The sequence below is a fragment of the Halosimplex halophilum genome (assembly GCF_004698125.1).
Classification (GTDB): Archaea; Halobacteriota; Halobacteria; order Halobacteriales; family Haloarculaceae; genus Halosimplex; species Halosimplex halophilum.
Window position 1 is genome coordinate 118,456 of record NZ_SRHV01000006.1, and the last position, 25,004, is coordinate 143,459.

General features: G+C 70.4%; 20 protein-coding genes. 9 read left to right on the forward strand and 11 right to left on the reverse strand.

Annotated elements, in window-relative coordinates:
• Positions 1-28 precede the first annotated feature (28 nt).
• Positions 29-2,188, reverse strand: coding sequence for a dipeptide ABC transporter ATP-binding protein (locus tag E3328_RS20855; RefSeq protein WP_135366585.1), 2,160 nt, complete (start codon positions 2,186-2,188; stop codon positions 29-31).
• A gap of 301 nt (positions 2,189-2,489) precedes the next feature.
• On the opposite strand from E3328_RS20855, the gene E3328_RS20860 reads away from it, so the two are divergent.
• A complete protein-coding gene (locus tag E3328_RS20860) occupies positions 2,490-3,707 on the forward strand; it encodes an MFS transporter (protein ID WP_135366586.1) in 1,218 nt (405 codons plus the stop codon).
• 535 nt (positions 3,708-4,242) lie between these two features.
• On the opposite strand, the gene E3328_RS20865 is transcribed toward E3328_RS20860, so the two are convergent.
• Complete coding sequence (locus tag E3328_RS20865; protein ID WP_135366587.1) at positions 4,243-5,058, reverse strand: hypothetical protein; 816 nt, start codon at positions 5,056-5,058, stop codon at positions 4,243-4,245.
• 144 nt (positions 5,059-5,202) lie between these two features.
• Between E3328_RS20865 and E3328_RS20870 the strand changes: the two genes are divergently transcribed.
• From E3328_RS20870 to E3328_RS20880, 3 genes are all read left to right on the forward strand, one after another.
• The gene (locus E3328_RS20870) at positions 5,203-6,627 is read left to right on the forward strand and encodes a family 4 glycosyl hydrolase (protein ID WP_135366588.1); all 1,425 of its coding nucleotides are present in this window, start codon (positions 5,203-5,205) and stop codon (positions 6,625-6,627) included.
• 117 nt (positions 6,628-6,744) lie between these two features.
• Positions 6,745-7,773: an SGNH/GDSL hydrolase family protein gene (locus E3328_RS20875; protein ID WP_135366589.1), complete on the forward strand. Its 1,029-nt coding sequence runs from the start codon at positions 6,745-6,747 to the stop codon at positions 7,771-7,773.
• Positions 7,774-7,829: 56 nt separating this feature from the next.
• Positions 7,830-8,603 (forward strand): IclR family transcriptional regulator, encoded by a 774-nt coding sequence (locus E3328_RS20880; RefSeq protein ID WP_135366590.1) that lies wholly within the window; start codon positions 7,830-7,832, stop codon positions 8,601-8,603.
• Between the two features lie 18 nt (positions 8,604-8,621).
• On the opposite strand, the gene E3328_RS20885 is transcribed toward E3328_RS20880, so the two are convergent.
• From E3328_RS20885 to E3328_RS20900, 4 genes are all read right to left on the reverse strand, one after another.
• A complete protein-coding gene (locus E3328_RS20885; RefSeq protein WP_135366591.1) occupies positions 8,622-10,571 on the reverse strand; it encodes a DUF8034 domain-containing protein in 1,950 nt (649 codons plus the stop codon).
• Between the two features lie 184 nt (positions 10,572-10,755).
• Complete coding sequence (locus E3328_RS22655) at positions 10,756-12,912, reverse strand: hypothetical protein (RefSeq protein ID WP_135366592.1); 2,157 nt, start codon at positions 12,910-12,912, stop codon at positions 10,756-10,758.
• Between the two features lie 191 nt (positions 12,913-13,103).
• The gene (locus E3328_RS20895) at positions 13,104-13,823 is read right to left on the reverse strand and encodes a ThuA domain-containing protein (protein WP_135366593.1); all 720 of its coding nucleotides are present in this window, start codon (positions 13,821-13,823) and stop codon (positions 13,104-13,106) included.
• Positions 13,824-13,923: 100 nt separating this feature from the next.
• Complete coding sequence (locus E3328_RS20900) at positions 13,924-14,238, reverse strand: HalOD1 output domain-containing protein (protein WP_135366594.1); 315 nt, start codon at positions 14,236-14,238, stop codon at positions 13,924-13,926.
• A 676-nt stretch (positions 14,239-14,914) separates the two neighbouring features.
• Between E3328_RS20900 and E3328_RS20905 the strand changes: the two genes are divergently transcribed.
• Positions 14,915-16,162, forward strand: a complete 1,248-nt coding sequence (locus E3328_RS20905) for a mandelate racemase/muconate lactonizing enzyme family protein (RefSeq protein ID WP_135366595.1) — start codon at positions 14,915-14,917, stop codon at positions 16,160-16,162.
• 158 nt (positions 16,163-16,320) lie between these two features.
• Here the strand turns inward: E3328_RS20905 and E3328_RS20910 are convergent, their stop codons facing one another.
• Entirely contained in the window at positions 16,321-17,259 is a 939-nt protein-coding gene (locus tag E3328_RS20910) for a dihydrodipicolinate synthase family protein (protein ID WP_135366596.1), read from the reverse strand.
• Positions 17,260-17,322: 63 nt separating this feature from the next.
• Positions 17,323-18,255 (reverse strand): dihydrodipicolinate synthase family protein, encoded by a 933-nt coding sequence (locus E3328_RS20915; protein ID WP_135366597.1) that lies wholly within the window; start codon positions 18,253-18,255, stop codon positions 17,323-17,325.
• Between the two features lie 180 nt (positions 18,256-18,435).
• Here E3328_RS20915 and E3328_RS20920 point away from each other — a divergent pair, with 180 nt between their 5' ends.
• The 3 genes from E3328_RS20920 to E3328_RS20930 all read left to right on the forward strand — a co-directional run bounded on the left by E3328_RS20920 (position 18,436) and on the right by E3328_RS20930 (position 21,218).
• Complete coding sequence (locus E3328_RS20920; RefSeq protein WP_135366674.1) at positions 18,436-19,569, forward strand: mandelate racemase/muconate lactonizing enzyme family protein; 1,134 nt, start codon at positions 18,436-18,438, stop codon at positions 19,567-19,569.
• Positions 19,570-19,660: 91 nt separating this feature from the next.
• Positions 19,661-20,500 carry an NAD-dependent epimerase/dehydratase family protein gene (locus E3328_RS20925; RefSeq protein WP_135366598.1) on the forward strand — a complete coding sequence of 280 codons (840 nt, stop codon included), beginning with the start codon at positions 19,661-19,663 and terminating at the stop codon, positions 20,498-20,500.
• 454 nt (positions 20,501-20,954) lie between these two features.
• Complete coding sequence (locus E3328_RS20930; protein WP_135366599.1) at positions 20,955-21,218, forward strand: hypothetical protein; 264 nt, start codon at positions 20,955-20,957, stop codon at positions 21,216-21,218.
• Positions 21,219-21,236: 18 nt separating this feature from the next.
• Here E3328_RS20930 and E3328_RS20935 read toward each other — a convergent pair whose 3' ends face one another.
• The 3 genes from E3328_RS20935 to E3328_RS20945 form a co-directional block, all read right to left on the reverse strand.
• Positions 21,237-21,671, reverse strand: a complete 435-nt coding sequence (locus E3328_RS20935; protein WP_135366600.1) for a PPC domain-containing DNA-binding protein — start codon at positions 21,669-21,671, stop codon at positions 21,237-21,239.
• Between the two features lie 78 nt (positions 21,672-21,749).
• Entirely contained in the window at positions 21,750-22,835 is a 1,086-nt protein-coding gene (locus E3328_RS20940) for a lactonase family protein (protein ID WP_135366601.1), read from the reverse strand.
• Positions 22,832-23,965: an enolase C-terminal domain-like protein gene (locus E3328_RS20945; RefSeq protein WP_135366602.1), complete on the reverse strand. Its 1,134-nt coding sequence runs from the start codon at positions 23,963-23,965 to the stop codon at positions 22,832-22,834. The genes E3328_RS20940 and E3328_RS20945 overlap by 4 nt, the downstream gene beginning before the upstream one ends.
• An 84-nt stretch (positions 23,966-24,049) precedes the next feature.
• Between E3328_RS20945 and E3328_RS20950 the strand changes: the two genes are divergently transcribed.
• Positions 24,050-24,925: a DUF4352 domain-containing protein gene (locus E3328_RS20950; RefSeq protein WP_135366603.1), complete on the forward strand. Its 876-nt coding sequence runs from the start codon at positions 24,050-24,052 to the stop codon at positions 24,923-24,925.
• The last annotated feature ends 79 nt before the right edge of the window (positions 24,926-25,004 follow it).

Consider the following 25,004-nt stretch of genomic DNA (forward strand, 5'->3'; position numbering starts at 1 on the left):
ACGGGTCCGGTCGGCGGGCGCGATCGGGTCAGTCGGTCTCGACGAGCGCGTCGATCCGCGCGGGCTCGGGGACCGCGGAGTCCTCGCTGGGGTGGAAGCAGGCCGCGGCGTGGCCGTCGCCGGCCCAGGCGTCGAGTTCCGGCTCGGCGCTGTGACACCGTTCGGTCGCCTTCGGACAGCGCGGCGCGAACCGGCAGCCGGTGACCGGTCCCTCGGGGTCGCCGGGGTCGCCCTCGAGGGTGACCCGCTCGCGGCTCCCCCGCGGGTCCGTCTCCGGGACGGCCGCGAGCAGCGCCTCCGTGTAGGGGTGTTTCGGGTCGGACACGATCCGCTCGGTCTCCCCCCGCTCGACGAACCGCCCGAGGTACATGATCGCCAGCCGGTCGGCGATCTGCGTGAGGCTCGCCAGATCGTGGGAGATGTAGAGGACGCCGATCCCCTCGGTGTTGGCCAGCCCGCGCAGGAGGTTGAGCACCTCCGCCTGCAGGGACACGTCGAGCATCGACGCGGGCTCGTCGCAGATGAGGAAGTCGGGGTCGATCACCAGCGCGCGGGCGATAGCGACCCGCTGGCGCTGGCCGCCCGACAGCTCGTTGGGGTACTTCTCGAGGTGGCGTTCGGCGGGCGCCAGCCCGACCTGTTCGAGGGTCTCGACGACGGCCTCGTCGCGCTCGCCCGTGCGATAGCCGTGGATCGTCAGCGGCTCCTTGACGAGCTGTTTGACCGTCAGCCGCGGGTTCAGCGACTCGTAGGGGTTCTGGAAGACGATCTGGAGCTTCTGGCGGAACGACTGGAGGTTCCCGTCCCGGTAGTGCTCGTGGGAGCGGCCGTCGAAGGTGAACCCGCCGGCGGTCGGTTCCTCCAGCAGCGCGAGCGTCTGGCCGAGCGTGGACTTGCCGCAGCCGGACTCGCCGACGACGCCGAGGATCTCGCCGCGGGCGACTTCCAGCGAGACGCCGTCGACCGCGCGGACGTGGGACTGGCCGTCGCCGAGGACCTCCCGGAGCACCTCGCCGCGGCGCTCGTAGACCTCCCGGAGGCTGTTGGCGAACCCCGTCACCGACGGCGACCCGCCGTCGATCGGGAGCCGGCCCAGCAGCGAGGTCTGCCGTTCGTACCACTTGCGCAGCCCGTCGACCTCGAGGAGGACCTCCCCGCCCTCGGAGCGGGTGCCGTCGGCGGCCCCGCCCCACGTCGAGGCGTCCGCCGCCTCCGCCCGCATCCGCGTCGCTCGCTCGGCGTGGTGGCAGGCGACCCGCTGGTTCCGGTAGGGCACGTCGCGGAGGTCGGGCCTACTGGTGGCGCACTCCTCGTCGGCGAACGGGCACCGCGGCTCGAAGATACAGCCGGTCGGTTCCTCGTCCAGCGTCGGCGGCTTCCCTGGGACCGAGACGAGTTCCCGCCCGTCGTCGTCCAGCGCGGGGTAGGCGTTGCGCAGCCCCATCGTGTACGGGTTCGACGGGTTCAGGAGGACGTTGTCGACGCGGCCCTGCTCCATCACCGTCCCGCCGTACAGCACGGACATCTCGTCGCAGGTCTCCGCGATGACGCTCAGGTCGTGGGTGATGAGCAGCAGCGAGCTGTCCGTCTCCTCCTGGATCTGGAGGATGTTGTCGATGATCTTGTCTTGGACGATCACGTCCAGCCCGGTGGTCGGCTCGTCGGCGATGATCAGCTTCGGATCGAGGGCGAGCGCCATCGCGATGACGACCCGCTGGCGCATCCCCCCGGAGAACTCGTGTGGGTACTCGTCGATCCGGTCGGGGTCGAGCCCGACGGTCTCGAACAGTTCGTGTGCGCGTCGGCAGGCGTTGCGGTCGGACACCTCGCGGTGGGTCTGGATCGCCTGGCGGATCTGCGCGCCGACGGTCATCACCGGGTCGAGCGCGTCGATGGCCGTCTGCGGGATGAAGGCGATCTCCTCCCACAGCAGGTCCTGGCGCTCGGAGGGCGTCATCGCCCGCAGGTCGCGGCCCTCGAACTCGATCTCGCCGGAGACGATCTCGGCGTGGTCGTCGAGGAGCCCGAGGATCGCCTTCGCCGTCGTGGACTTGCCCGAGGCCGACTCCCCGGACAGCGCGTAGTTGACGCCGTCCTCGATCGCGAAGGAGACGCCGTTGACGCTGTGGATCGGGCCGTCGCGCGTGTCGTACCGCACCACCAGGTCCTCGACGTCGAGCAGCGTCACCGCGACCACCTGCCGCTCGCCGCCCCGACCCGACCCACTACCTGTTCAGAATGCGACCAGTCCGACTGCCTCGTGCAGCCATCGTCGAGTCCGACCATCCTGTCCAGAAACTATAACGGATTACCGTTATGAATCCTCGGATCCCACCGATCCCGGACACGACAGTCGGACGACCGGTTTCGACCGGCGAGAGTGGCGTTTCGGCGGGCGGTTCCGGTCGCCGGACGGTCGTCGCAGTGTGGCGGACGGAGACCGTCTCGAACCGGCGAACGAGGGCCGTCCGAGCGGACGGTGATCGGGCGTGAGCGGGACGTTTCGGGAGCGGGTCGGCCGGCTCGGCCGCTTCGACGCGCTCGTGCTCACCTCGGCGCTGTGGTTCCTCGGCAAGTTCGTCAGGTACGCGTTCCCGCCGCTGTTCGAGCGACTCGCCGGCATCTATGCGGTCTCGACGGCGGACCTCGGCACGGCCTACAGCGGGCTGTTACTTGTCTACGCACTGCTGCAGTTCCCGTCGGGGCTGCTCGCAGACCGCCTGAGCTCGGTCGTCGTGCTCGGCGGCGGGGCGGCGCTGGCGGCGCTGGGCGCGCTCGCGCTGGCCGTCGACGCCCCGCTCTGGGTCCTGATCGGCGCCATGCTGGTCGTCGGCGCCGGGACGGGCGCGCTCAAACCCGTCGGCGTCCGGCTGCTCTCGCGGGTCTACCCCGCGCGGACGGGTCGCGCGCTCGGCGTGTTCGACACCTTCGGGACGTTCGGCGGCGTGCTCGCCCCCGCGGCGGTCGTCGTCTTCGCGGGCACCGCCGGAGTGGTCGGCGCCGGCTGGCGGACGACGTTCCTGGCCGCCGCGCTCGTCGGCCTGGCGCTCACCGCCGCGTTCGTCGTCCGCGTCCCCGCGCGGCTCTCGGCGGTCGACGCCGGCCGGACGGGCGACGACCCGACCGTCCCGCTGCGCGAGTACGCCGCGCTGTTCCGGGAGTGGCGCTTCAGCGTGTTCGTCCTCGTGACGATCCTGTTCTCGTTCGCGCACAACGCCGTCGTCGCCTTCCTCCCGCTGTATCTCACCCGCGAGGCGGGGCTCGCGTCGACGACGGCCAACGCGCTCTACAGCGGCCTGTTCGTCGTGAGTCTCGTCCAGCTGGTGACCGGCGAGGTCAGCGACCGGACGGGGGCGCTCCCGGTGCTGGCGCTGACGCTCGCGCTCGCGACGGCCGGGCTGGGTGGCGTCGTCCTCCTCACCGGTGAGGGCGCCCTCGCCCTGGGCGCGGCCGTCGTCTGCCTCGGCCTCGGCGCCCACGGCTACCGGCCGGTCCGGGGCGCCTACCTGATGGCCGTGATCCCCGACTCCGTCGCCGGCGGGAGCCTCGGCGCCGTGCGGACGCTCCTGATGGTCGCCGGCGCCGCCTCGCCCGCCCTGGTCGGCTACCTCTCCGAGACGGCCGGGTTCCAGCCCGCGTTCTGGCTGCTCGCCGCCGCGTTCGCCGCGGCGACCGCGCTCACCGGCCTCCTCTGGGCTGTCGAGTGAGACGAGTGAGTCGTTCACCGGAAACCCAGTGTGCGCCGGCCCGCCTCCGGGAACCGGCTCCCCCACCTCGATCTGTCGGCCTGCCCAGTCCCGTCCCGACAGGTGCCCGACCGAGTCGACGGCGAAGTCGTCACCGTTCCTCTATTCCCGGTTCACCTAAATTTAGAATCTATCCTTGAAATCATATATGTATGCGTTCCAATTCGAACACGAGTCTTCGACCGCGACGCTCGCTGGATCTCCGGTCTTGGACCGAGTACCCGTCGAGTAGCCGTGATATGGTGCTTCTATCGCCAGTGTGGGACGTACTCGACGACGGAACTGAGGGAACGTGGACTCTCGTCCCCGTCGATCCTATAGATACGGCGATCGACGGCAAAATACCCTGAAATGGGAGTTCTAGAGACGACTCGCGACCGTGGAACCGAACGAGCGAGAGAAATAATACATTTTTTATACTTCTCGCAACTCCTCTGATATAATATATAATATCGAGCTCCCGTCGGAGGGAGACGACAGTCGGGTTCCGAGACGGTCAGCAGGTCCCGTCGTACCACCGGGGCGGATCGACGGTCACGTTGCCGAACCGTTCGAGCGTGAACTCGTATCGAACGCGTCTGGCGTCCTCGAATCCGGCCGCGCGGTACCCGACGGACAGCGAGCGGACGAGTCCGTCGCCGTCGACGACAGCGGCGACCGAGTAGTCGCGTGCGTCGTCGACGCGGGGCGGCCCAGCACCCTCGCCGGCGACGAGGTAGCGCCGCTCGCCGTCGACGCGGCCCGCGGAGACGGTGACGTTCCCCGCAGGAAGCCGGAGGTATCGACGGATCGCCCGCCCGGTCGCGGCCCCCACCCGCTGTCCCGCCGGCGGAGCCGGGAGGCGGTAGTACTCCCAGGCGTCCGTCCGGAAGTTCTCCAGTCGCACGTGCCCGACGCCGCCGCTCACGTACTCCGTGTAGTTGTACGCGACCCGCGTCTCCATCCCCAGGTCGACCGTGTACGACTCCGCCCAGAAACGATAGCAGTCCTCGGCGGCGACGCGGGCGGCGCGGACGGGACGGGGTTCGGTCGCAGTGGCGTTCGCCCGGGTCGTCGCCCGCCGCTCGCGCCAGACGTACGACCGGTCGGTCAGCGCCTCCCGGTGGGCGGCCACCAGCGCGTCCAGCCGCAGGTCGCCGTCGCCCCCGACGCCCGGCGGGAGCGCTCGCGTCTCGGTCGCCGTCGCCTGAGTCGCGGTCGGGACGGGCGCCGGCGTCAGCGTCTCGCGATCGCTCCCTTCCGGGCCGGCGAAGAGGCCGCTACAGCCGGCGAGACAGACGAGGACGACGATACCCAGCGCACGATACCGCATCGGCGACCGTTAGGACCGCACCCGTAAAAGCACGGGCGGTCGACCCGGCGGTCCCGCCGTCGACGACGTCGCTCGTCGGCCGCGCCCGGAGGCGAGCGGATCCGGAAGGGGCGCGCTTATGCCCCCGCCCTCGCATCCGGGGATATGCACGATCTCGACGGACGAGTCACCGGTGCCGACGACGTGGTGATCGGCTTCGTCGGCGGCGGGAGCCGCGACTGGGCGGAGAAGCTGATGCACGCGCTCGCGCTGACCGAGGCGTTCGCCGGCGAGGTCCGGCTCTACGACCTCGACTACGAGAGCGCCGCGACGAACGCCGCGCTCGGCCGGAAGGTCCAGGCCCAGGACGAGGCGGTCGGCGACTGGACCTACGAGGCCGTCGAGACGCTGGAGGCGGCGCTCGACGGTGCCGACTTCGTCGTCTGTTCGACCCAGGACCCGCCCGCGGAGACGTTCGCACACGACCTGGACGTCCCCCAGGAGTACGGCATCTACCAGACGGTCGGCGACACCGTCGGGCCGGGCGGCACCTTCCGTGCCCTGCGGTCGATCCCGCAGTACCGGGAGATCGCCGCGGCCGTCCGCGAGCAGTGTCCCGACGCGTGGGTGTTCAACTTCACCAACCCGATGACCGTCTGCACGCGCACGCTCTACGAGGAGTACCCCGACATCAACGCCGTCGGGGTCTGCCACGAGGTGTACCACGTCCAGGACTGGCTGACCGACCTCGCCGAGCGACACCTCGGGGTCGAGGGCGCGACCTACGACGAGGTGGACGTGACGGTCAAGGGCATCAACCACTTCACCTGGATCGACGAGGCGCGCCTGCGGGGGACGGACCTCTTCGAGGCCGTCGACGCCGAACTCGCGGCGCGGGACCCGCCCGAATACGAGCCCGGGGACCCCGAGGTAGCCGACCAGAGCGTCTTCGCGACCAACCACGAGGTCACCTTCGACCTCTACCGCCGGTACGGGATCCTGCCGGCCGCGGGGGACCGGCACCTCGCGGAGTTCGTCCCGTGGTATCTCGACCCCGTCGAGGCGCCCGAGGACATCCACCGCTGGGGGATCAGGCTCACGCCCAGCGAGTACCGCGTCGAGTCCTGGCCCGAGGCCGAGCGCGAGCGCGAGGCGCTGCTGTCCGGCGACGAGCCCATCGACGTGGCCGCGCCGAACGAGGAGATGGTCGACCTGATGGCCGCGCTGCTGGGCGGCGAGGCCGTCAAGTCCAACGTCAACGTCCCGAACCGCGGGCAGATCCCCGACCTCCGGGAGGGATGCGTCGTCGAGACGAACGTTCTGTTCACCGAGGACTCGGTGACGCCGCTGACGGCCGGACCGCTCCCCGACCAGGTCCGCAGCCTCGTCGAGACCCACGTCACCAACCAGGAGACGCTGATCGAGGCCGGCTTCGCCGGCGACCTGGACCTGGCGTTCCGGGCGTTCCGCAACGAGCCGCTCGTCACGCTGGACCCCGCCGAGATCGAGGCACTGTTCGCGGACCTCGTCGAGGCCGAACGGGAGTACCTCGACGCCTACGACATCGCGGGCGCCGACGTGCTCTCCTGATCCGGCCGTCCCGGTCGTCGGCGCTGGCCCGATTGTCGGTCCGGCCGGTCCCCGGTCGTTCCCGGCCGCACGCGCCGCGGTCAGTACATTGATGGCGACGCGCCGCGGGGTCGACGTATGCAGGTCGACGGCATGCAGTTCCACAACGTCGGAGAGCTCCGGCCCCCGGACGACGACGGCGGGCGGCTGATCCAGCGCGTCCCCGAGTCGGTCAGGACCGACCTCAACGAGGGGGCCCAGTCGCGGATGCGCCACCCCGCGGGCGTCGAACTCCGGTTCGTCCCCGACGGGCCGGTCGAGCTGACCCTCTCGATGGAGTCCGGCGGGAGCGCCGACAGCGGGACCGTCCGCGTGTTCTGGGGCCCGATCCAGGGCTACGACGAGTTCGAGATCGGGACGGAACCCACGACGATCGAGGTGGAGACGCCCGAGAAACTGACGCGGCTGAAACCGTCCGCGACCGAAGACCTCGCCCTCGACCCGCGGGTCTGTCGGGTCTGTCTCCCCGGTGAGCACCGCGGCGGCTACACGCTGTACCACGGGGCCAGCGGCGAATATCGGCCGCCGAACGACGACGAGCTGCCCGACCGCCGGTATCTCGCCTACGGCACGTCGATCACCGAAGGGGAGGCGCCGCTGGGCGAGCACCTGACGTACGTGAACCGGACAGCGCGGCGACTCGGCGCCGACCTGGTCAACCTCGGCTCCTGCGGGACGGCCTACTGCGACGAGGCCATCGCCGACCACATCGCCGAGCGCGACGACTGGGACGTGGCGACGCTCTCGGTCTCGGTCAACATGGTCGGCACGTTCTCCCCGGAAGAGTTCCGCGAGCGCGCGGCGAACCTCGTCGACACCGTCGCGAGCGCCCACCCGGGCAAGCCGGTCGCGTGCATCACGATCTTCCGCTGCTCCCGGGACGTGGTCGAGGGCCACGAGGAGGCCGAGACGGTCGAGCGCTTCCGCGCGGAGCTCCGCGAGGTCGTCGCCGAGTCGCCACACGACAACGTCCACCTGCTGGAGGGGCCCGAGTTGCTCCCGAGCATCGACGGGCTCACGACGGACCTGGTCCACCCCGGCGACGGCGCGATGACGACGATGGCCGAACGCCTCGCGGCCGAACTCCGACCCCTGCTTGCGAACTGAGCGAACGGTTCCCCAGAGCCGAACACCTTAAGTAGTCGTCCTCCATATGGGAACGTATGGCAAACGCCGCGCGGAACGGGCCCGGACGCACGATCCGGTCGGTGGAGATAGCGTTCAATATCATCGACGTCCTCCAGGAGAAGGGCGGTGCGGGGGTGACGGAGCTGGCCGACGAGCTCGACCACTCCAAGAGCACGATCCACAGCCACCTGCGGACGCTCGAGGACCGCGAGATCCTCGTCCGCGAGGGCGACGGCTACCGGCTGAGCCTCCGCATCCTCGACATGGCGACCCACGTCCGCGACCAGGTCGGGAACTACGACGTCATCAAGAGCGAGGTGGACACGCTCGCCGAGGAGACCGGCGAGATCGCCCAGTTCGGGATCGAGGAACACGGCAAGGTCTCGTACCTCTACAAGACGACCGGCGAGCGCGGGGTCGAGACGGCCTCGCGGGTCGGCACCCAGCAGCCGATGTACTCCACGTCGCTCGGCAAGACGATCCTCGCCTACCTCCCCGAGGAGCGCACCGAGGAGATCGTCCAGGCCCAGAGCTACGAGGAGCTGACGCCGACGACCGTCACGAGCGCCGAGGAGCTGTACGAGGAGCTCGCGGAGATCCGCGAGCGCGGCTACGGCATCGACGACGAGGAGAACTTCGAGGGGCTGCGCTGCGTCGCCGCGCCGGTCAAAAACGAGGAGACCGTCCTGGGCGCCGTGAGCATCACCGGCCCGTCCAGCCGGTTCACCGTCGACCGCATCCACGACGAACTCTCCGACCAGGTGCAACGGGCCGCCAACGTCATCGAACTCAACACGAAGTTCGCGTAGACCGCCGTTCGGCCGTCTCTACGCCCGGTCCCACGGGGCGGCGTACGTCGGGTCGTCGACGAACCGGTCCATCGCCGCCGAGACCGAGACGCGCGTCCCGCTCGGCAGCGCGACCCGGAGCGCGTCCGCTCCCGCACCGGTCCCCGGATCCGCGTCGCCCTCGGTGTCCGCGCCGCCCTCTGCTCCCGTCCCTGCGTCGGGTGCCTCGCCGTCCACTTCGACGGCGGTGAACTCGTGTTCGCCGTACGCGCCGGCCTGCGTGACCACTTCCTGGTCCCGGGGCCCGGTGTTGACGAGCGTCAGGTCGATCCCCTCCGAGTCGATCCGTTCGACGAGCGCGGCGACGCCCGCCGGGAGCCCGGGGCGCTCGCGGCCCGGGTCGAAGTGGCGGACCTGCGCCATCACCAGCCCGCCGTAGTAGACGGGCTGTGGCGCGCCCATCGTGAGGTTGAGCAGGCCGCGGTGGAAGACGGGGTTGCGGTCCCGCAGGTAGTCCTCGTTCAGCGTGTCGGGCTCGCGGCCCTCCTCGCGCATCCCGTCGAGTAGCTCCTGGGCGTGCGTGCGGTTCGCCTCCAGCACCCGCTCGGGGAACTCGGGGAACTCCCCCTCCAGGTAGGCGAGCCAGGGCCACTCGTTGCCGGCGCCGTGTTTCGACGAGGGGCGCACGTCGACCTGCTTCCACTCGCGGGAACCCCAGTCCCGGAGCCGTTCGACCCGCTCGCGGTCGGCCTCGTCCAGCGACATGTACCAGAGGTGGAACAGGTACGGGTCGTCGCGGTGGGGCTTGAACTCGTACCAGCCGTCGCGCCACAGGATCTCCCCGTCGTCCTCGCGCAGGCCCGAGCCGTTGTAGTGGTAGTCGCCCTCGCCGCCGTACTTGTGGGGGATGTAGAGCGTGTCGCCCCGCTCGATCCCCTCGTCGACGAGGTGGTCGAGCTGCCGGCGGTGGAAGTCGAGGTGGTCGCGGTCGCCCGTCAGGAGCGTGGCGTTCTCGGCGGCGGTCGTGGTGCCGACGCCGACGTAGTGCCAGCCGCCCCACGACCAGCCGTACATGCCGCCCCACCACTTCCCGTCGGTGTACTCGCCGATCTCGTCGGAGAGGCCGACGTTGTCGGGGATGATCCCGTCGTTGCGGTCGACGCGGTCGCGCCAGGCCTCCAGGTACTCCGTGACCCACTCCCGGTAGTCGTCGTCGCCGGTGTGGAGGTAGGCGTTGGTCATCAGGCTGGAGATGGCGAGATTGAGGGGGACGTCCCCCTTCGAACAGCGCTCCTCGTAGACCTCGAACAGCCGCCCTTCGTTGTCCGGGTCCAGCAGTTCGGTCGCGTTGTCGAACTCCAGGTCCCGCCAGGGGAGGCCGTGGCTCGCCCAGCGGTAGTCGGCGCCGTAGCCGCCGAACGTCGACTGCGCGCCGAACGCCGAGAGGTCGCTGTACTCCGGGCCTGCGCTGCCGTTCATCGGCGCGCGGACGAGCCGTTGCTCGGCGTCGTAGTTGTCCAGGTCGCTGTCGGCGAGGTACATGTCGGCGAAGCGGGTCGCGCGCTCGACGACGAGGTCGTCGCCGGGCGCGGCCAGCCCCATGTTGTAGGTGAAGAGGTTGCCCTCGCCGAGGTGGAACCAGTCCCGACACTGCTCGAACTCGTCGACGACCATCGGGTGGCCGTGGGGCGTGTCCGTCCGCTCGAAGCGGGCCAGCGCCCCCTCGTAGGCGTCGCGGGCGCGGGTCAGCAGCGACTCGTCGCCGCCCATCGCGTAGACGAGCGGCCAGTTGTAGAAGCCCTCGATCACGTCGTCGTAGCCGTCGACGCCGACGTGGTCGTCGGGCGGCCAGTACGGTTCCCCGTTCTCGTCGAGGTAGTCGTCGACGAAGTCGTCGACCGCGCGCTCGAAGCAGTCGAACAGCGCCCGCTGGCGCGTCGCCCACTCGGGCGGCTGGGCGACCGAGCGACGCGCCGCTAGCTCGTACATACCCCACACAGCGGGACACACGCAATTGAACGTTTGGGTGGGGGCACGGGCGACCGGGTTCGGTCCGGGAGCCCGTCCGGTCCGGCGACCGGGCCGGTCGGGCAACCGGTTCCGTCGATCGATAGTCGAGCGCCCGGCGTCGACGCGACCGCCGCCCGCACGGCGGGAGGGGTCCCCCGGTCGCTCAGGGCGGACTGGCGTCCGGGTCCTCGACCGCCAGCGCCCACTGGTCGACCCACTCGCGCAGGCCGCTGTCCGGCACCGACAGCGAGCGGGTGTTCTCGGGCAGTTGCGGGTAGCCGCCGACCTCCTCGTGGTCGGCGATCCAGTAGTCGTACGGCGAGTCGGTGTACGGGTCGCCGGCGCGGTTCTCGATCTCCGAGACGATCCGCGAGTCGTTGCTCGTCCGGTCCGCCGGGCGGGCGCCGGCGTAGCTCAGGTTGTGGCTCTCCACGTCGCCCGCGGGCATCGCGGAGAACCCGCTCGGCCACAGCGGCCGCGAGGACAGCTCCGAGGTGCCGCCGGTCAGCGGCGTCGACTCGGGGTCGGTCACGTTGTCCGCGAGGTAGGCGTTGCCGCCCTCGATGACGGTGTCGCCGAGGTCCTGCGGGGCGTAGACGTTGCCGACGATGGACGCCTCCGTGTCGTCGTCCATGTTCGTCGCCTCGTTGAAGAAGTACATCACGTTGTTGGCGACGGCGCTGCGCGTGCCGGACTTCAGTCGCGGGACGCGGCCGCGCGTCTTCGCCCAGACGTTGCCCAGCAGCGCGACGTTGTCGGCGCCGTCGCCGACCAGCGTCGCGTAGTTGTGGTCCGAGCCGTCGCCGTAGGGGTCGTACAGCCCCTCGTAGACCAGGCAGTTCGAGAGGGTCGTGTCGGTCGTGTCGTAGCCGACGGACATGCACTCGTCGACGCCCCACGACGCCGTGCAGTGGTCGAAGATGTTGTTCGTCGTCCCGTCGGCGCTGTTGATCGAGTCGTTGCCCTGAATCGACCCGCTGTCACCGGGCCCGACCCGCGAGCGGACGTGCTGGACGACGCAGTCGTTCGCGCTGACCTGGAACAGCCCCTGCGTGAGCGTGATCCCCGGCGAGGGCGCCGTCTGGCCGGCGATCCAGCAGCGGTCGTTCGTCACTTCGAGCGGGTCCCCGCCGAGGTCGATCGTCCCGCTGGTCTCGAAGACGACCAGCCGCGGGCCGCTCGCCTGCACGGCGTCTTCGAGCGCGCTCCGGGTCGCCTCCGTCACCCGGTGGACGGTGACGCCGTCGTCGAACCACGAGGCGTCGGCGAAGCCGTCCTCGTAGTGGACGTACGACCCCTCCCCGGACGGGGTGGTGTCCCCGCCGTCGTCGCTCCCGGTCGTGAAGGTGTTCGTCGACCCGGTCGCGGTGTCGCCGTCGCTGGCAGCGGCGGTCGCGCGGAACTCGTAGTCCGTCCCGCCCGCGAGCCCTGAGACGGGCTCGCTGTAGCTCCCCGGCGACGACAGCGACTGTCCGGGCGTCGCCGTCCAGTCGCCGCCCGACTCGCGGTACTCGAAGGCCGCCTCGGCCGACGCGGCGCCGCCCAGGTCGTCCACGCTCCCCGCGAGCGTCGCCGACGACGTGTCGACCTCGGACGCCGAGCCCGTCGAGACGACCGGGTCGGTGTCGCCGCCGGTGCCGCCGTCTCCCGAATCCGTGGCGACGCTGCCCGCGACCTCCACGTCGCCGATGTCCCCGTTGCTGTCGGGGGAGAGCCCGGCGAGGTTCGAGAACTGCGCGGTCGTCAGCGTCCCCTGGTCGTGGCTACAGACGGCCAGCCCGACGTAGGCGCTCCCGGCGAAGTCGATCTCCCCCGGCGAGATGTCGGCGATGAGCGTCCAGTCGCTCCCGTCGGTCGACCCGTAGGCCTCGATGGTCTCGCCCGACCGGACGAGCCGCTGCCAGTCCGCCGCCAGCGTCCCGCCGGCGACCTCCGCCTCGTCGGTCCCGCCCGACGTGGTGCTCTGTGCGTCCACGCCGTCGTCCGACCGCCACTGGACGGAGGTCTCGTGGCCGGGCGTCTTCCGGATCATCGCGTGCTCGGCGTCGTCGTTCAGCGTCTGCCTGACCATCAGGCCCGCGCGCGCCCAGTCGTCGGTGTCCGCCAGGCTGTCGACCCGGACGGTCACGTCGAAGTCGCCCTCGACCTCCGTGTAGTAGTAGTGGAACTCGTCGGTCGCCGACCAGATGTCGTAGCCCGCGCCCTCGACCGTTATCGTCGTCGCCCCCGCGACGCTGCCGGCCGCGCAGGTCGACGCCAGTGCGCCTGTCGTCCCGAGCCCGAGGGCCCGGAGGAACGTGCGTCTATCGTGGTCTGTCATCGTGTACCACAACAGACCGCACAAATGGACGTTGGATAAACATTTTCTAGTATATGCTAGATACGTGTTCGTTACAACCGAAGTTAAAATGGTTTACGTCTGATTGGTCGTCGATATCTAGCGTCGGGAACTGACCCGCGGTCGCGTCCGAGGGTCGGTCGGGGTCGAGAGTCCAGGCGACGGTCGGGAGCTCAGTCCTCGCGGTTCGCGGGTTCGACCTCGCCCCAGACGGCGTCGCTGCCCTCGGTGGGCGCCGCCCACCCGACGGCGTTGGCGATGACCCGCTGGACCTCGTCCTGGTAGAGGATCGGGTACTCCTCGTGACCGGGACGGAACGCGAAGATCCGGCCGCGACCGCGCCGGTAGCACAGCCCCGACCGGAACACCTCGCCGCCCTCGAACCACGAGATGAACACCGTCCGGTCGGGTTCGGGCACGTCGTAGGGCTCGCCGTACATCTCCGTCGCGGGGATCTCGAACGACTCGGGGAGGCCGTCGGCGATGGGATGGCCGGGGTCGGCGACCCAGACCCGCTCGGTCTCGCCGCCGTGGCGGTACTTGATGTTACACGTGGTCCCCATCAGCCGTTTAAATGGCTTGGAGTTCTTCCCGGAGTGCAGCGGGACGAAGCCCATGCCCTCGTGGACGCGGTCGACCACGCGGTCCGCGACCTCGTCGCTCAGCTCGTCGTTGGCGCAGTGGGACCACCAGACCAGCACGTCCGTCTCCGCGAGCACGGTCTCGGGGAGCCCGTGTTCGGGTTCGTCGAGCGTGGCCGTGCGCGTCTCGAAGCCGCGCTCGGAGAGCGCGTCGGCGACGGCCCCGTGGATGCCGTCCGGGTACCGCTCGGCGACCGCCGGCTCCTCGCGCTCGTGGACGTTCTCGTTCCAGACGGTGACCTGTAGCGTCATACCGGCCCCTCGCAGCGGTCGGAATAAGTCCTTTCGACACGACGCCGCCGGGGTCGACCCGTGTCACGCGCTCCCCCTCTCGTTCGACCGGTCCCACCTGTCACTCGACCAGTGGTTCGTCCGCCCGCACGCCCGCCTGCCGAGCGGCGTCGGTGTCGGACGGGCGGTCGACGGCCGACGCTCGCGGCGGGTCCACGACGACACCGCCGTCCCGGCGGACGGTGACTGTCCGACCGGCGTAGTCGAAGGTCACGCGCTTCGGGGCGCTCGCGTTCCCGCTGGGGTCGAGCAGGGCGTTGAGCGCCTCCGGGTCCACCGCCGCGGACAGCGGCGGCAGGTCGAGCGCTTCGGTTCGGTCGGCGGCCGCGACGGCTTCGAGGATCGAGATTACTGGCGTGGCTGGTTCGGTGCCCATCACCAGTCCCCACCACCGCACCGCGTAAATCGGTGTTTGCCGTTCCGTCGCACTCACCCACGGTTAGATGCCACCGACTCGCGTTCGGACGACCCCGGGCGACCGCCGATGCCCGCTTCCGCGCGCCTCTGGTTCCCGCCTCACGAACCCTTACATCACTACTGATGTAATCTATCCGCCCTTCACCGGCGTTCAGCCGCGCGAGCCGTTCCTGTCGGCGTTCCGATGGACGCGAATTTCCGTCGAAAAGTCGACCCTCGGCGCTTCGAAGGCCGAATTCGCACCTACCGAACGGCCGGCGACCGCCCTCGTCGGCGAGGGCGACGACTCCAGCGACCGCGAACCGGCCGTACGTGCCCGAAAGCGGCCGGCGTTCGCCGCGACGGGGCTCCCGACGGTCCGATCCAGCGGCACCGGGAACGGCCGAAACCAGTTTCCCGCAGCCGGTATCGGCACATATCGTTCCCCAGGAGAGAACGACATCCGAATCCCCAGTTCCGGTATTCTCGGCCGGTATTGGTGCTTTATCCGGATCATTCCGGATTCCGAGGCGGGCGTTCCGACAGTCGTGTCAGGAAAGTTTCGGTAAATCACCGATTTTCGTTCCCCACTACGGAACGCAGGGGGACGGCGCCGGTCTCACATGATTTAAGCGGCGACGCGAGAGTGGACGTGTATGGACATCGCCAGCGTCGACAGCTACGCGCTCTCGTCACCGATCGACCCGCCGCAGGACCGGCGGTTCCACGGCGGGACCCGCCGGCTGCTGAAGCGGGACGTGGTCCTCGTCGTCGTCGAGACGGCCGACGGCCGACAGGGGTTCGCGACCGCCGGCGCGAGCAGCTCCGCGATGACGGAGTACTTCGAGGGCGACTCGCAGGGCACCTTCGCCGACATCGTGACGGGACCGGTCGCCGACGCGCTCGAAGGCGAGCGGATCGAGGCGATCCCCGAGGCCCACGATCTGATCCGCGAGGGGTCGGTCCCGGCGGGCGACGTGACCGAGGCCATCTCGGCGGTCGACGTGGCGCTGTGGGACCTCCGCGGGAAGGAACACGGCGTCCCGGTCTACGAGCTGCTCGCTGAGGAGTACGGCACCGACCCGACGCTCGAACTCCCCCTCTACGCCAGCGCCGGGATGTACATGGAACCGGAGGGCTTCGCCGACCAGGCGGAGCTCATCGAGGATCTGGGCTTCTTCGGCTACAAGTACCGCCCCGGGATCGGTCCCGACGGCGACCGCCGGACGGTCGAGTTGCTCGCCGACCGGCTGACCGAGACCGAGTTCATGCTCGACGTGCACACGTGGTGGAAACTCGGCGAAGCGTACGGACGGGAGACGGTGCGCGACCTGATCGCCCACGCCGGCGAGCGCGGCGCCTGCTGGGTCGAGGAGCCGGTCGAACCGGACGACCACGAGGGGTACGTGGAACTGGCCGAGACGGGCGCGCCGCTGGCCGGCGGCGAGAGCGAGGAGACGCCCGAGGGCCTCGTCGAACTCGGGGAGACCGGCGCCGTCTCGTTCCTCCAGGGCGACGTGCGCCACCACGAGGGGTTCACCGGCTGTCGGGCCGCCGTCGAGTTCTGCGCCGGTCGTGACGACGTCGAGTTCGTCCCGCACAACTTCGGGACGTGGATCGGCCTCGCCGCCAACGCCCACCTCGTCGCCGCCGCCCCGGACACCCGGCTGCTGGAGTATCCCGTCTTCGAGGACGACCCCGCGCTGGCCGACGTGGACGGCGACCCCGGGATGTACCCCTTCGACCTCGCGTTCGACCTGATCGAGGGCCAGCCCGACATCGACGACGGCGTCCTCTCGGTGCCCGAGGGTCCCGGCCTGGGTATCGAGGTCGACCTCGACGTCGTCGAGGAGTACCCGTTCGTCGACGGGCCGTGGACCGAGTTCCACTACGACGACGAGTAGCGACGACGCCGGGCGGCCGAGTTCGGCGGTCGTGACCCGGCGGAGAACTACGTCAGAGAACTACGTCGGAGAACTGCACGAGGACTGTCCCGCCTGAGGGATGCGTGGAGAGAGAGAACGAGGAGCGGCGGTGCTGTGCGGCCGGGTCCGTGCCGGCGCTACTCGATGAGTCGGTTGATGTCGTCGTCGAGCCGGTCGTAGAGTTCGGCGGCCCGCTCCTCCTGGTCGGGCGTCAGCGGTCGGATGGGCTCGCGCACGTCGCCGCCGTTGAGGCCGGCGAGTTCCAGGCCCTCCTTGACCGCGGCGACGCTGGAGGCGCCGGGGATGGTGTTTTGCTGCCCGGTCTCGTCGCGGAACCGCTGGTAGGGGAGACAGATGTTGCGTAGCTCGCGGGCCCGTTCCCAGTCTTCGGCCTGCAGGGCGTCGAACAGCGCGAGGCCGACCTCCGGGCGGAAGTTGCTGACCCCGGCGGAGAACCCCTCGACGCCCTCGGCCCAGAACGCGACCGCGTACGGTTCGGCGAGGCCGTCGACCCAGACCACGTCGTCGGCGCCCGCCGCGATCCCCGCGCCGAGTTTCACGGCGTCCTCCAGCGCGTACTTGACGCCGACGACGCCGTCGACGCGGGTCAGGTCGGCGAGGTAGTCGACCGACGGGTCGAACCCGCGGACGTACGGGACCAGCGGGCGGTCGCTCGCGGCGTCGAGCGCCTCGTAGTACTCGATCAGGCCCTGCTCGTGGAGGTAGGTGTGGTCCGGGGGCATGACCATCATCGCGTCGACCCCGTGGCGGTCGTAGGCCCGGATCAGCTCCGTCGCGTCCGCGGTGCTCCCGCCGACGCCGGCCAGGACGCAGGCGTCCTCGGGCAGCGCCTCGACGCTCGCCTTCGCGATGTCGACGCGCTCGTCCTGGGAGAGGGAGTGATACTCGCTGATGTTCGCAGTGGCGAGAAACGTCCGTATCCCCTCGTCGTAGAGCGCTCCCGCGTTCTCCGCGAGTTCGTCGTAGTCGATTTCCGAGGAGTCGTCGAACGGGGTCAGAAGACCGACGGCAACCCCTCTGAGACGCTCCCGTATCTGGTCGTCAGACATACGCATGATCCCAAGATCCATGTCCTGTTAGATAAACCCATCGGCTACGACGAGCCCGCAAGCGGCCGATCAGGGACGGGACGGCGTCCAGGTCTCCAGCCGTTCGTAGTGGGATTCGAGTCGCTCGCGGTCGCGCTCGCTCAGCTCGACCAGCGGCCGCCTGACCGCCCCGCCCTCGTAGCCGGCGAGGTCGAGGCCCGCCTTGATCACGGGGACGTTGTTGCCGTTCGGGACCGAGCTGCCCTCGCCGGGCTCCTCCCGGAGGTCTTCGAGCGGGCGCAGCGCCTGCTGGATCCGCCGGGCGCGGTCGTACTGCTCCTTCTCGATGGCCTCGAACAGCGCCAGCGTCACCCGCGGGACGAAGTTCCCGACGCCGGTGGTGTACCCCGAGGCGCCCTCGACGGCGAACGGGATGGCGTAGCGCTCGGCGATGCCGTTGATCCAGGTGACCGCGCCGTCGGCGTCCTGGACGGTCTGGGCGAACTCCTTGACGTCGGCGACGGCGAACTTGACCGCGACCACCTCGTCGCGCTCCGACAGCTCGATCAGGACGTTCCGGGTGACCTCGGGACCGCGCTTGTAGATGACGACGCCCAGATCCGTCCCGTCGCAGATGGCGTGGTAGTACTCCGCCAGCCCGCGCTCGTGGACGTAGGTGTGGTCTGGGTGCATCACCATCAGCGCGTCCGCGCCGGCCGCCTCGTAGTCCGCCGCGAGGTCGAGCACCTCGCGGACGTTGCCGGCCGCGCCGCCGACCACGGTGGCCTCGTCGCCGGTCGCCTCGACGTGCGTCTCGACGACCGCGACGCGCTCCTCGTCGGTCAGGGCGTAGTACTCGCCGGTGTTCCCGCAGGGGACGAACAGCCGCGCGCCGGCCTCGTACATCCCCGAGAGGTTGTCGGCGAGCGCCTCGTGGTCGACTGCGCCGCCCGCGCGGTCGAACGGGACGGCGGTGGTGAACGCGACAGTCTCGAAGCTACTCCGCAGTCTCGTGGCGTCCATACGACCCGTTGGACGACCGCGATAATAAACGTTCACCGGGCTCCCGCCGCGTGGGAGCCGCGGGGCCGTCGGTACGTCGGTGTCGGCGTGGGGTGTCCCGGCCACCCGGCGGGCGACGGGGCTCCCGCCCCGCGGCCCGCAAGCTATATGCGCCGCGCGGTATCGCTGTGGCACATGGACATGGAGGTCACTGACCTGGAAGTCGTGGGGCTCTCGCACACGCTCCCGGACGGCGAGGGACTCGGCGACGCGCGCGGGTTCGGCCACGACCGGGCGACAACGCTGCTCCGGCTGGAGACCGGCGACGGCACCGTCGGCTGGGGCGAGGCGTTCGCGCCCGGGGCTATCGTCCGGTCGGTCGTCGACGAACTGTTCCGCGACGATGTCGTCGGGATGGACCCCTTCGACTCGGAGTCGCTCGCGACCCGGTCGTACACCGACCCGTACCACTTCGGCGGGAGCGTCTTCGCCCAGAGCGTCGTCAGCGCCGTCGACGTGGCCTGCTGGGACATCCGCGGGAAGGCCCTCGGCCGCCCCGTCCACCGCCTGCTCGGCGGCCGCGAGCGCGAGGAGCTGCTCCCCTACGCCTCGACGATGTACTACACCGAGCGCGACAGACCGATCGCGGAGCCGATGCGCGAGGCCGTCGACGAGGGGTTCGAGGCGGCGAAGATCAAGATCGGCGCCGACCCCGAGACCGACGAGCAGCGGGTCCGCACGGCCCGGGAGGTCCTCGGCGACGACGCCCGCCTGATGGTCGACATGAACGGCAACTACCGGCCCGACCAGGCGATCCGGTCGATCCGGAAGATCGCGGAGTACGACCTCACCTGGGTCGAGGAGCCGGTCCCGCCGGAGAACCGCTCGGGCTACCGCGAGCTGCGCGAGCGGACGGACGTACCGCTTGCGGCCGGGGAGGCCCACTACGGTCGCTTCGAGTTCAAGCGGCTGATCGACGACCGGCTCGTCGACGTGGTCCAGCCGAACCTGGCGCGCTGCGGCGGCCTCTCGGAGGCCCGCCGGATCGCCGACCTCGCGTCGACCGAGAACGTCGGGGTGCGCCCGCACATCTGGAACAGCGCGGTCGGGCTGGCCGCGGCGGTGCAGTTCGCCGCCAGCGTCTCCGATTACCCCCACACCCGCAACGTCCCCGACCCGATGATGGTCGAGTTCGACCGCAGCCCCAACCCGCTGCGCGAGGACATCCTCGAAACCCCGCTCGACCCGAGCGGCGGGACCCTCGCCGTCCCCCAGGAGCCCGGCCTCGGCGTCTCCGTCGACGAGGACGCCGTCGAACGCTACCGCGCGGACTGAGTTTCTAGCGGGTCGGAGGACTGTCGCCGGCGTGGAGCGAGAAGCGCTCCGGGACCGATATTTTGATAGGCGGACGCGTCCGGGATGTGGTATGGACGTGTTAGTCACCGGTGCGTACGGTCGGTGCGGGACCGCGCTGATCGACCACCTGGACGGCGACGACCGCTACGAGTTCACCTACTACAACCGCTCCGACCGGCCCGACGACCACCCCTACGGCGGGTACGACACGATCGTCGGCAACGTCACGGAGAAGGGGAAACTCCGCGAGGCCGCCGAGGGCCGCGACGCGATGGTCCACATGGCCGCCTACCCGAGCCCGAGCGGCGACTGGACCGACGTGTTCGAGCCCAACATCGTCGGGACGTACAACGCCCTGGAGGCCGCCCGGGAGGAGGAGCTGGAAACGTTCGTCTTCCTCTCGACGAACCACGTCGTGGGGCTCTACGAGACCGAGCACGCCCCCGAGTTGTACGAACGCGACTACAGCCTCGTCGTCGACCACACCGATCCGGTCCGCCCCGATTCGTACTACGGCGCCTCCAAGAGCTTCGGCGAGGACCTGGCCCGCTACTACGTCGAGGCGTTCGAGTACCCCAAGCGGGTGTACAACCTCCGCGTCGGCACGGTCAACATGCCAGAGTACGACCACCCCTACGGCAACGCCGAGTCCGGCGTCGACGACGGCGACTGGGAGCGCGGGAGCCCGGAGTACGAGCGGGCCGTCGCGCGGATGAAGTGCACCTGGCAGTCCCGCCGGGACTTCGCCCACGAGGTCGAGTGCTGCCTCGACGACGAGACCGTCGAGTTCGGGACCTTCTACGGCGTCAGCGACAACCAGCGCCGCTGGTTCGACCTCGAACACGCCCGGTCGCGCATCGACTACAACCCGCAGGACGACGGCGACGAGTGGGACGGGCCGCCCGCCTGACGCGGCCACCGTTCGACGGACCGACTGTGCTACGGACCGGTCGCTACGCGACGGATTTTCGACGGACCGTTTCGCGGACAGCGCGGCTGCCGGGGAGCGGGTAGCGCCTCGCGAGAACGCGGGTGGGTGGTACACCCGCAACCGGTCCGGCGCCGCGCACCGCGCCAGCGAGGGACGCGTGCGGGCGCGGCGCCGTCGGTCGACCGACGGTCGGATCCTGACAGTGGTTCCGGTCCGCGACCGGCGGCATCGCGAACGTGGGGGGTCCGCGAGTGAATCCGTGCGGAGTGGGTGGGTATCGGTTGTCTGACAGTGCGTCGTCCCGGTGGGGAACGGGACGCTTCCGCCTTCGAAACCTCGATACAAAAACCTTTACTTAAATATCAGAAATAGTTACCTTTTGGCGCCGCGGTAACCCAAACCGATATATACCAGTGTGCCGGACGTACGCGTAATGGCGACACGTACCAACCCGAGCGGCGCGAGCGGGCTCGGCCGGCGAGCGGTGACCGAACTCAGAGAGTCGGTACTGGCGAAGGTAGCGACGCTGGGTGCCATACTCTTCGCCCTCTCCGTCCTGCTGGAGATGGCCATCCGGGTCGGGTTCCTCGAACGCGGGATCTCCGCCGTCTGGGCGGTCATCTTCCTGGTGTGGGGGACGGCGCTCGTGGTCCTCGGCGTCGCGGGTCGCGTCCTCATCTGGTGGCGCCGGCGGTGAGGAAGGGGATCGAGGCGGCTACCGCTCGGTCAACTGCGAGACGTTGTGCTGGCCGGGTTCCCGCGTCAGCGACAGCCCCTCGAACTTCCGGATCGTGAACTCCCCGAGGACGTTCACCTCGCAGCCCTCCTCCAGGTGGCCGCCGACGGTCCGCTCCCCGTTGAACGCCGTCACGTGGAGATGCGGTTCCCCGTCGGCGATAGCGCCGCCGATATTCGTGACCTCCCACGACCCTTCGAGTTCGAGGTCGACGTTTCGGGCGGCCTGCTCGTCGGGCAGGTCGGTCCGGTCGACGTAGTGGATGTTGAGGTTGCTGAACGTGCCGATCCCCGACACCACCGCGCCGGTGTCCACGTCGTGGGCCTCGCAGGCCGCCTCGATCGATTCCAGCGCCATGTCGCCGCGGTCCAGACGGACGACTACGTGTCCGTCGTCGGATTCGAACGATTCCATGCGCTCGCTAGGTCGGCGCGCCCGCGAATAAAACTGCCCCTCCCGGCGGTCCCGACCGGGACGCTCGCGGGCTCGGCCTCACTCCCGGGCCAGGAACCCGAGACAGGTCGGCTTGGGCACGTCGCAGCGGGCCCGCTCGGCCAGCCGGCCGTCCGCCCCGACCGCGAAGGTGACGACCTCGTGGCCGTCCCGGTTCTCGACGAGGAGGTGGCGCCCGTCGGGCGCGACGGCGAAGTCCCGCGGGTTCGCGCCGCCCGTCGCCGCGCGGTCGAGCGGTCGGAGGTCCCCACCGGTCGCCTCGAAGACGGCGATGCTCCGGTGACCGCGATTCGAGACGTACACCCACCCGGCCGGGTGGACGTGCACGTCGGCCGGCGAGTTCTCGGCCCCTCCGGCCGTCTCCGGAAGCGTGCTCGCGCTCGCGACGGGTTCCAGCGCGCCGGTCGCCGCGTCACGCGAGAGCGCGGCGACCGTGGAGTCGAGTTCGCCGACCAGGTAGCCGTACTCGCCGGCGTCGTCGAACGCGAGGTGGCGCGGTCCCGTGCCGGGCGGCAGGGCCACGGCCGCCGGCTCGGCCGGGCGGAGCCGGTCGTCGTCGGCGTCGATCCGGTAGACCGCCACCTCGTCGGTCCCCAGGTCGGGCACGTAGAGGTACCGGCCGTCGGGCCCCGGCACGGCCGAGTGGGGGTGCGGCTCGGCCTGGCGGTCGGCGACCGGCCCGCTCCCCTCGTGGTGAACCACGTCACAGGCCGGGCCGAGGTCGCCAGCGTCGTCGAGGGGGTACATCGCCGCAGTTCCGCCCCCGTAGTTGGCGACGAAGGCGTAGCGGCCCGCCGGGTCGACGCTCACGTAGCAGGGGCCGACGCCCTCGCTCGACCGGTCGGCGCGGCGGTCGAGCGACCCGTCGGTCCGGTCGGCGGCGAACGCCGTCACCGTCCCGCCGTCGGTCCGGTCGGCGACGTACACGCGGTCCTCCTGGGGGTGAACGGCGAGGTACATCGGGTGTTCGACGGGCGTGGTCGCCAGCGCGGAGAGGGTCCCCGACTCGGCGTCGTAGCCGTACGCGTAGACGCCCGAGTCGCCGTCGCCAGCCGTCGAGCAGACGAGCGCGAGGTGGGCGGTGTCGGGCGGGTCGTCGCGGTCGGGTCCGTCGGCGGCGCTCATGGCTCCACCCGATTTGCTTCGACGAAGTCCCAGTCGAAGTCGTAGCCCAGCCCCGGCGACTGCGGGACGCGGACGCACCCGTCGTCGTCCAGCTGGTCCAGCGGCGTCGCGAGGAACGGCCGGGCGCCGTCGTAGTCGTAGTCGGGGTGCAGCAGCCCGCGCTCGTAGTACTCGCCGCACTCGGCCATCGCGGCGAGCAGGTGCAGGTTCGGCAGGTTCCCGCCGTGGAGCTCGCACTCGACGCCGAACGCCTCGTAGGCGTGAACCGCCTTCAGCGCCGGCGTGAGCCCGCCCACGTCGTGGACTCCGACCCGGCCGATGTCCGCGGCGTCGCGCCGGAGCCACTCCGCGCGGGTCTGGGCGCCGCCCTCGGCCGTCTCGGGGCCGACCACGGGCACGTCGACCTCGTCGGTCAGCCACTCGTAGGACCCGACCGAGTGCTCGTCCATCGGCTCCTCGAACCACGCGAACGCCAGGTCGGCGAGCGCGTCGCCGATGCGCCTGGCCTCGGTCCGCGTGTAGAAGTGATGGGAGTCGAGCATCAGTTCGACCCCGGGACCGACGCGCTCGCGGACGGCGCGGCAGGCGGCGATAACCCGCTCGGGGTCGGCGTCGTACGGCGGCATCCAGGTGTGGAGTTTCACCGCGGGGTACCCGCGGTCGACGAGCGTCTCCGCGAAGTCGGCGTAGGCCTCGGGGGTCCCCAGCCCGTCGGGGTCGTCGTCGCCGACCATCGTGCTCGCGTAGGCGGGGACCCGCTCGCGGTGGCCGCCCAGCAGCCGGTACACCGGTTCGCCGTAGTGCTTCCCCGCGGCGTCCCACAGCGCGCAGTCGACCCGCGACACCGTCGTCTCGGAGAGCGTGCTCCGCCTGAGTCGCCCGGAGCGGCGGAGCCGCCGGCGGATCCGCTCGCGCTCGCGGGGGTCCTCGCCGGCCAGCGCGTCGCTCGCGAACTCGTTGGTCGCCGGGTCGCCGCCGAGGCAGTAGCCGTCCGGCCCGCCGTCGACGGCGACCCGGGTGATCCGCCGGACCCGCTCGACCGGCGGGCCGGGATGGGCGTGGCCCTTCCCGTCGCGCGCCTTCGCGGACTCGCAGGTGAACGCGACCGTCTCGATATCGCTGATCTCCATCTGCACGGTGGTTCTCCCCGCCGTGTGTTAACGATTCCGTCGACCCACCGAAAGACCCTTTGTGTGACACCGTGACCCACGGGTATGGACCGGCGCGCCTTTCTCGCGACAGCAGCGGCAGTCACGGCCGGGTGCGGACAGGCCGGCAGTTCCGGGACGCCCACCGACGGGGCCGGGACGGCGACCGACACACCCGCGGAATCGCCAACCGACACACCGACCGAGACGCCGACAGCCGCGCCCCCCTCGGTCCAGGTGACCGACGTGTCGGCCCCCTCCGGGATCGAGATCGGAACGAACGGGACGCTCTCGGTGACGCTGGAGAACGCCGGCGGACGTGAGGGACAGTTCTCCGCACCCGTCGAGGCGCGGATCGGGACCGGCGCCTGGGCGACCACCGGGAGGACGGTGTCGGCGGCCGTCCCAGCCGGCGAGTCGGTCACCGAGACCGTCGACCTCCCGCCGAACGACCACGTCGAACCGGCCTCGTACCGGCTGGCCGAGGCCGACCCCGTCGCGCGGACCCGCTTCGTCGCCCGGGAGCTATCGCTCGGCGAGGCGCACACGCTCCCGAACGGCGTCGCCCTCTCGGTCGAGGCCGCCGAGTTCGCCGAGGCGTACACCTACGAGGGCGAGGACGGGGAGACGACCCTCGCGCCGACCGACGGCGAGAAGTGGGCCGTCGGGACGCTCCGGGCGGAGAACACCGCCGACGAGACGGCGCGGGCGCCGCTGATCTCCGACATCGCCCTCTTCCGCGGGGAGCAGGAGTTCTCACACCACTACGCCGGCGACAACCGCGACCGCTACCGCGGCGGCGACCTCGCCGCCGGCGCGGTCAGCGAGGGCGACCTCCCGACCGACGTGCCCCTGGACGCCGACCGGAGCGACCTCAGAGTCGAGTACAGCGAGGCGCTCGACGACGGCCGGGTGACGGTGCGCTGGTCGCTCACCGACTGAGCGCGTCGCGGTCGCCGGAGCGTGTCGGCTGATCGCCGATGCTCGCGGTAGAAACGGCATTCGATGGAGGGACGAACGT

Coding starts and splice junctions, on each gene's coding strand:
- E3328_RS20865 (WP_135366587.1), bottom strand. CDS start 5,058: ATGCGGTATCGTGCGCTGGGTATCGTCGTCCTCGTCTGTCTCGCCGGC.
- E3328_RS20915 (WP_135366597.1), bottom strand. CDS start 18,255: ATGGACGCCACGAGACTGCGGAGTAGCTTCGAGACTGTCGCGTTCACC.
- E3328_RS20910 (WP_135366596.1), bottom strand. CDS start 17,259: ATGCGTATGTCTGACGACCAGATACGGGAGCGTCTCAGAGGGGTTGCC.
- E3328_RS20930 (WP_135366599.1), top strand. CDS start 20,955: ATGGCGACACGTACCAACCCGAGCGGCGCGAGCGGGCTCGGCCGGCGA.
- E3328_RS20885 (WP_135366591.1), bottom strand. CDS start 10,571: ATGTACGAGCTAGCGGCGCGTCGCTCGGTCGCCCAGCCGCCCGAGTGG.
- E3328_RS20870 (WP_135366588.1), top strand. CDS start 5,203: ATGCACGATCTCGACGGACGAGTCACCGGTGCCGACGACGTGGTGATC.
- E3328_RS20945 (WP_135366602.1), bottom strand. CDS start 23,965: ATGGAGATCAGCGATATCGAGACGGTCGCGTTCACCTGCGAGTCCGCG.
- E3328_RS20950 (WP_135366603.1), top strand. CDS start 24,050: ATGGACCGGCGCGCCTTTCTCGCGACAGCAGCGGCAGTCACGGCCGGG.
- E3328_RS22655 (WP_135366592.1), bottom strand. CDS start 12,912: ATGACAGACCACGATAGACGCACGTTCCTCCGGGCCCTCGGGCTCGGG.
- E3328_RS20925 (WP_135366598.1), top strand. CDS start 19,661: ATGGACGTGTTAGTCACCGGTGCGTACGGTCGGTGCGGGACCGCGCTG.
- E3328_RS20880 (WP_135366590.1), top strand. CDS start 7,830: ATGGCAAACGCCGCGCGGAACGGGCCCGGACGCACGATCCGGTCGGTG.
- E3328_RS20940 (WP_135366601.1), bottom strand. CDS start 22,835: ATGAGCGCCGCCGACGGACCCGACCGCGACGACCCGCCCGACACCGCC.
- E3328_RS20875 (WP_135366589.1), top strand. CDS start 6,745: ATGCAGGTCGACGGCATGCAGTTCCACAACGTCGGAGAGCTCCGGCCC.
- E3328_RS20920 (WP_135366674.1), top strand. CDS start 18,436: ATGGAGGTCACTGACCTGGAAGTCGTGGGGCTCTCGCACACGCTCCCG.
- E3328_RS20935 (WP_135366600.1), bottom strand. CDS start 21,671: ATGGAATCGTTCGAATCCGACGACGGACACGTAGTCGTCCGTCTGGAC.
- E3328_RS20900 (WP_135366594.1), bottom strand. CDS start 14,238: ATGGGCACCGAACCAGCCACGCCAGTAATCTCGATCCTCGAAGCCGTC.
- E3328_RS20895 (WP_135366593.1), bottom strand. CDS start 13,823: ATGACGCTACAGGTCACCGTCTGGAACGAGAACGTCCACGAGCGCGAG.
- E3328_RS20905 (WP_135366595.1), top strand. CDS start 14,915: ATGGACATCGCCAGCGTCGACAGCTACGCGCTCTCGTCACCGATCGAC.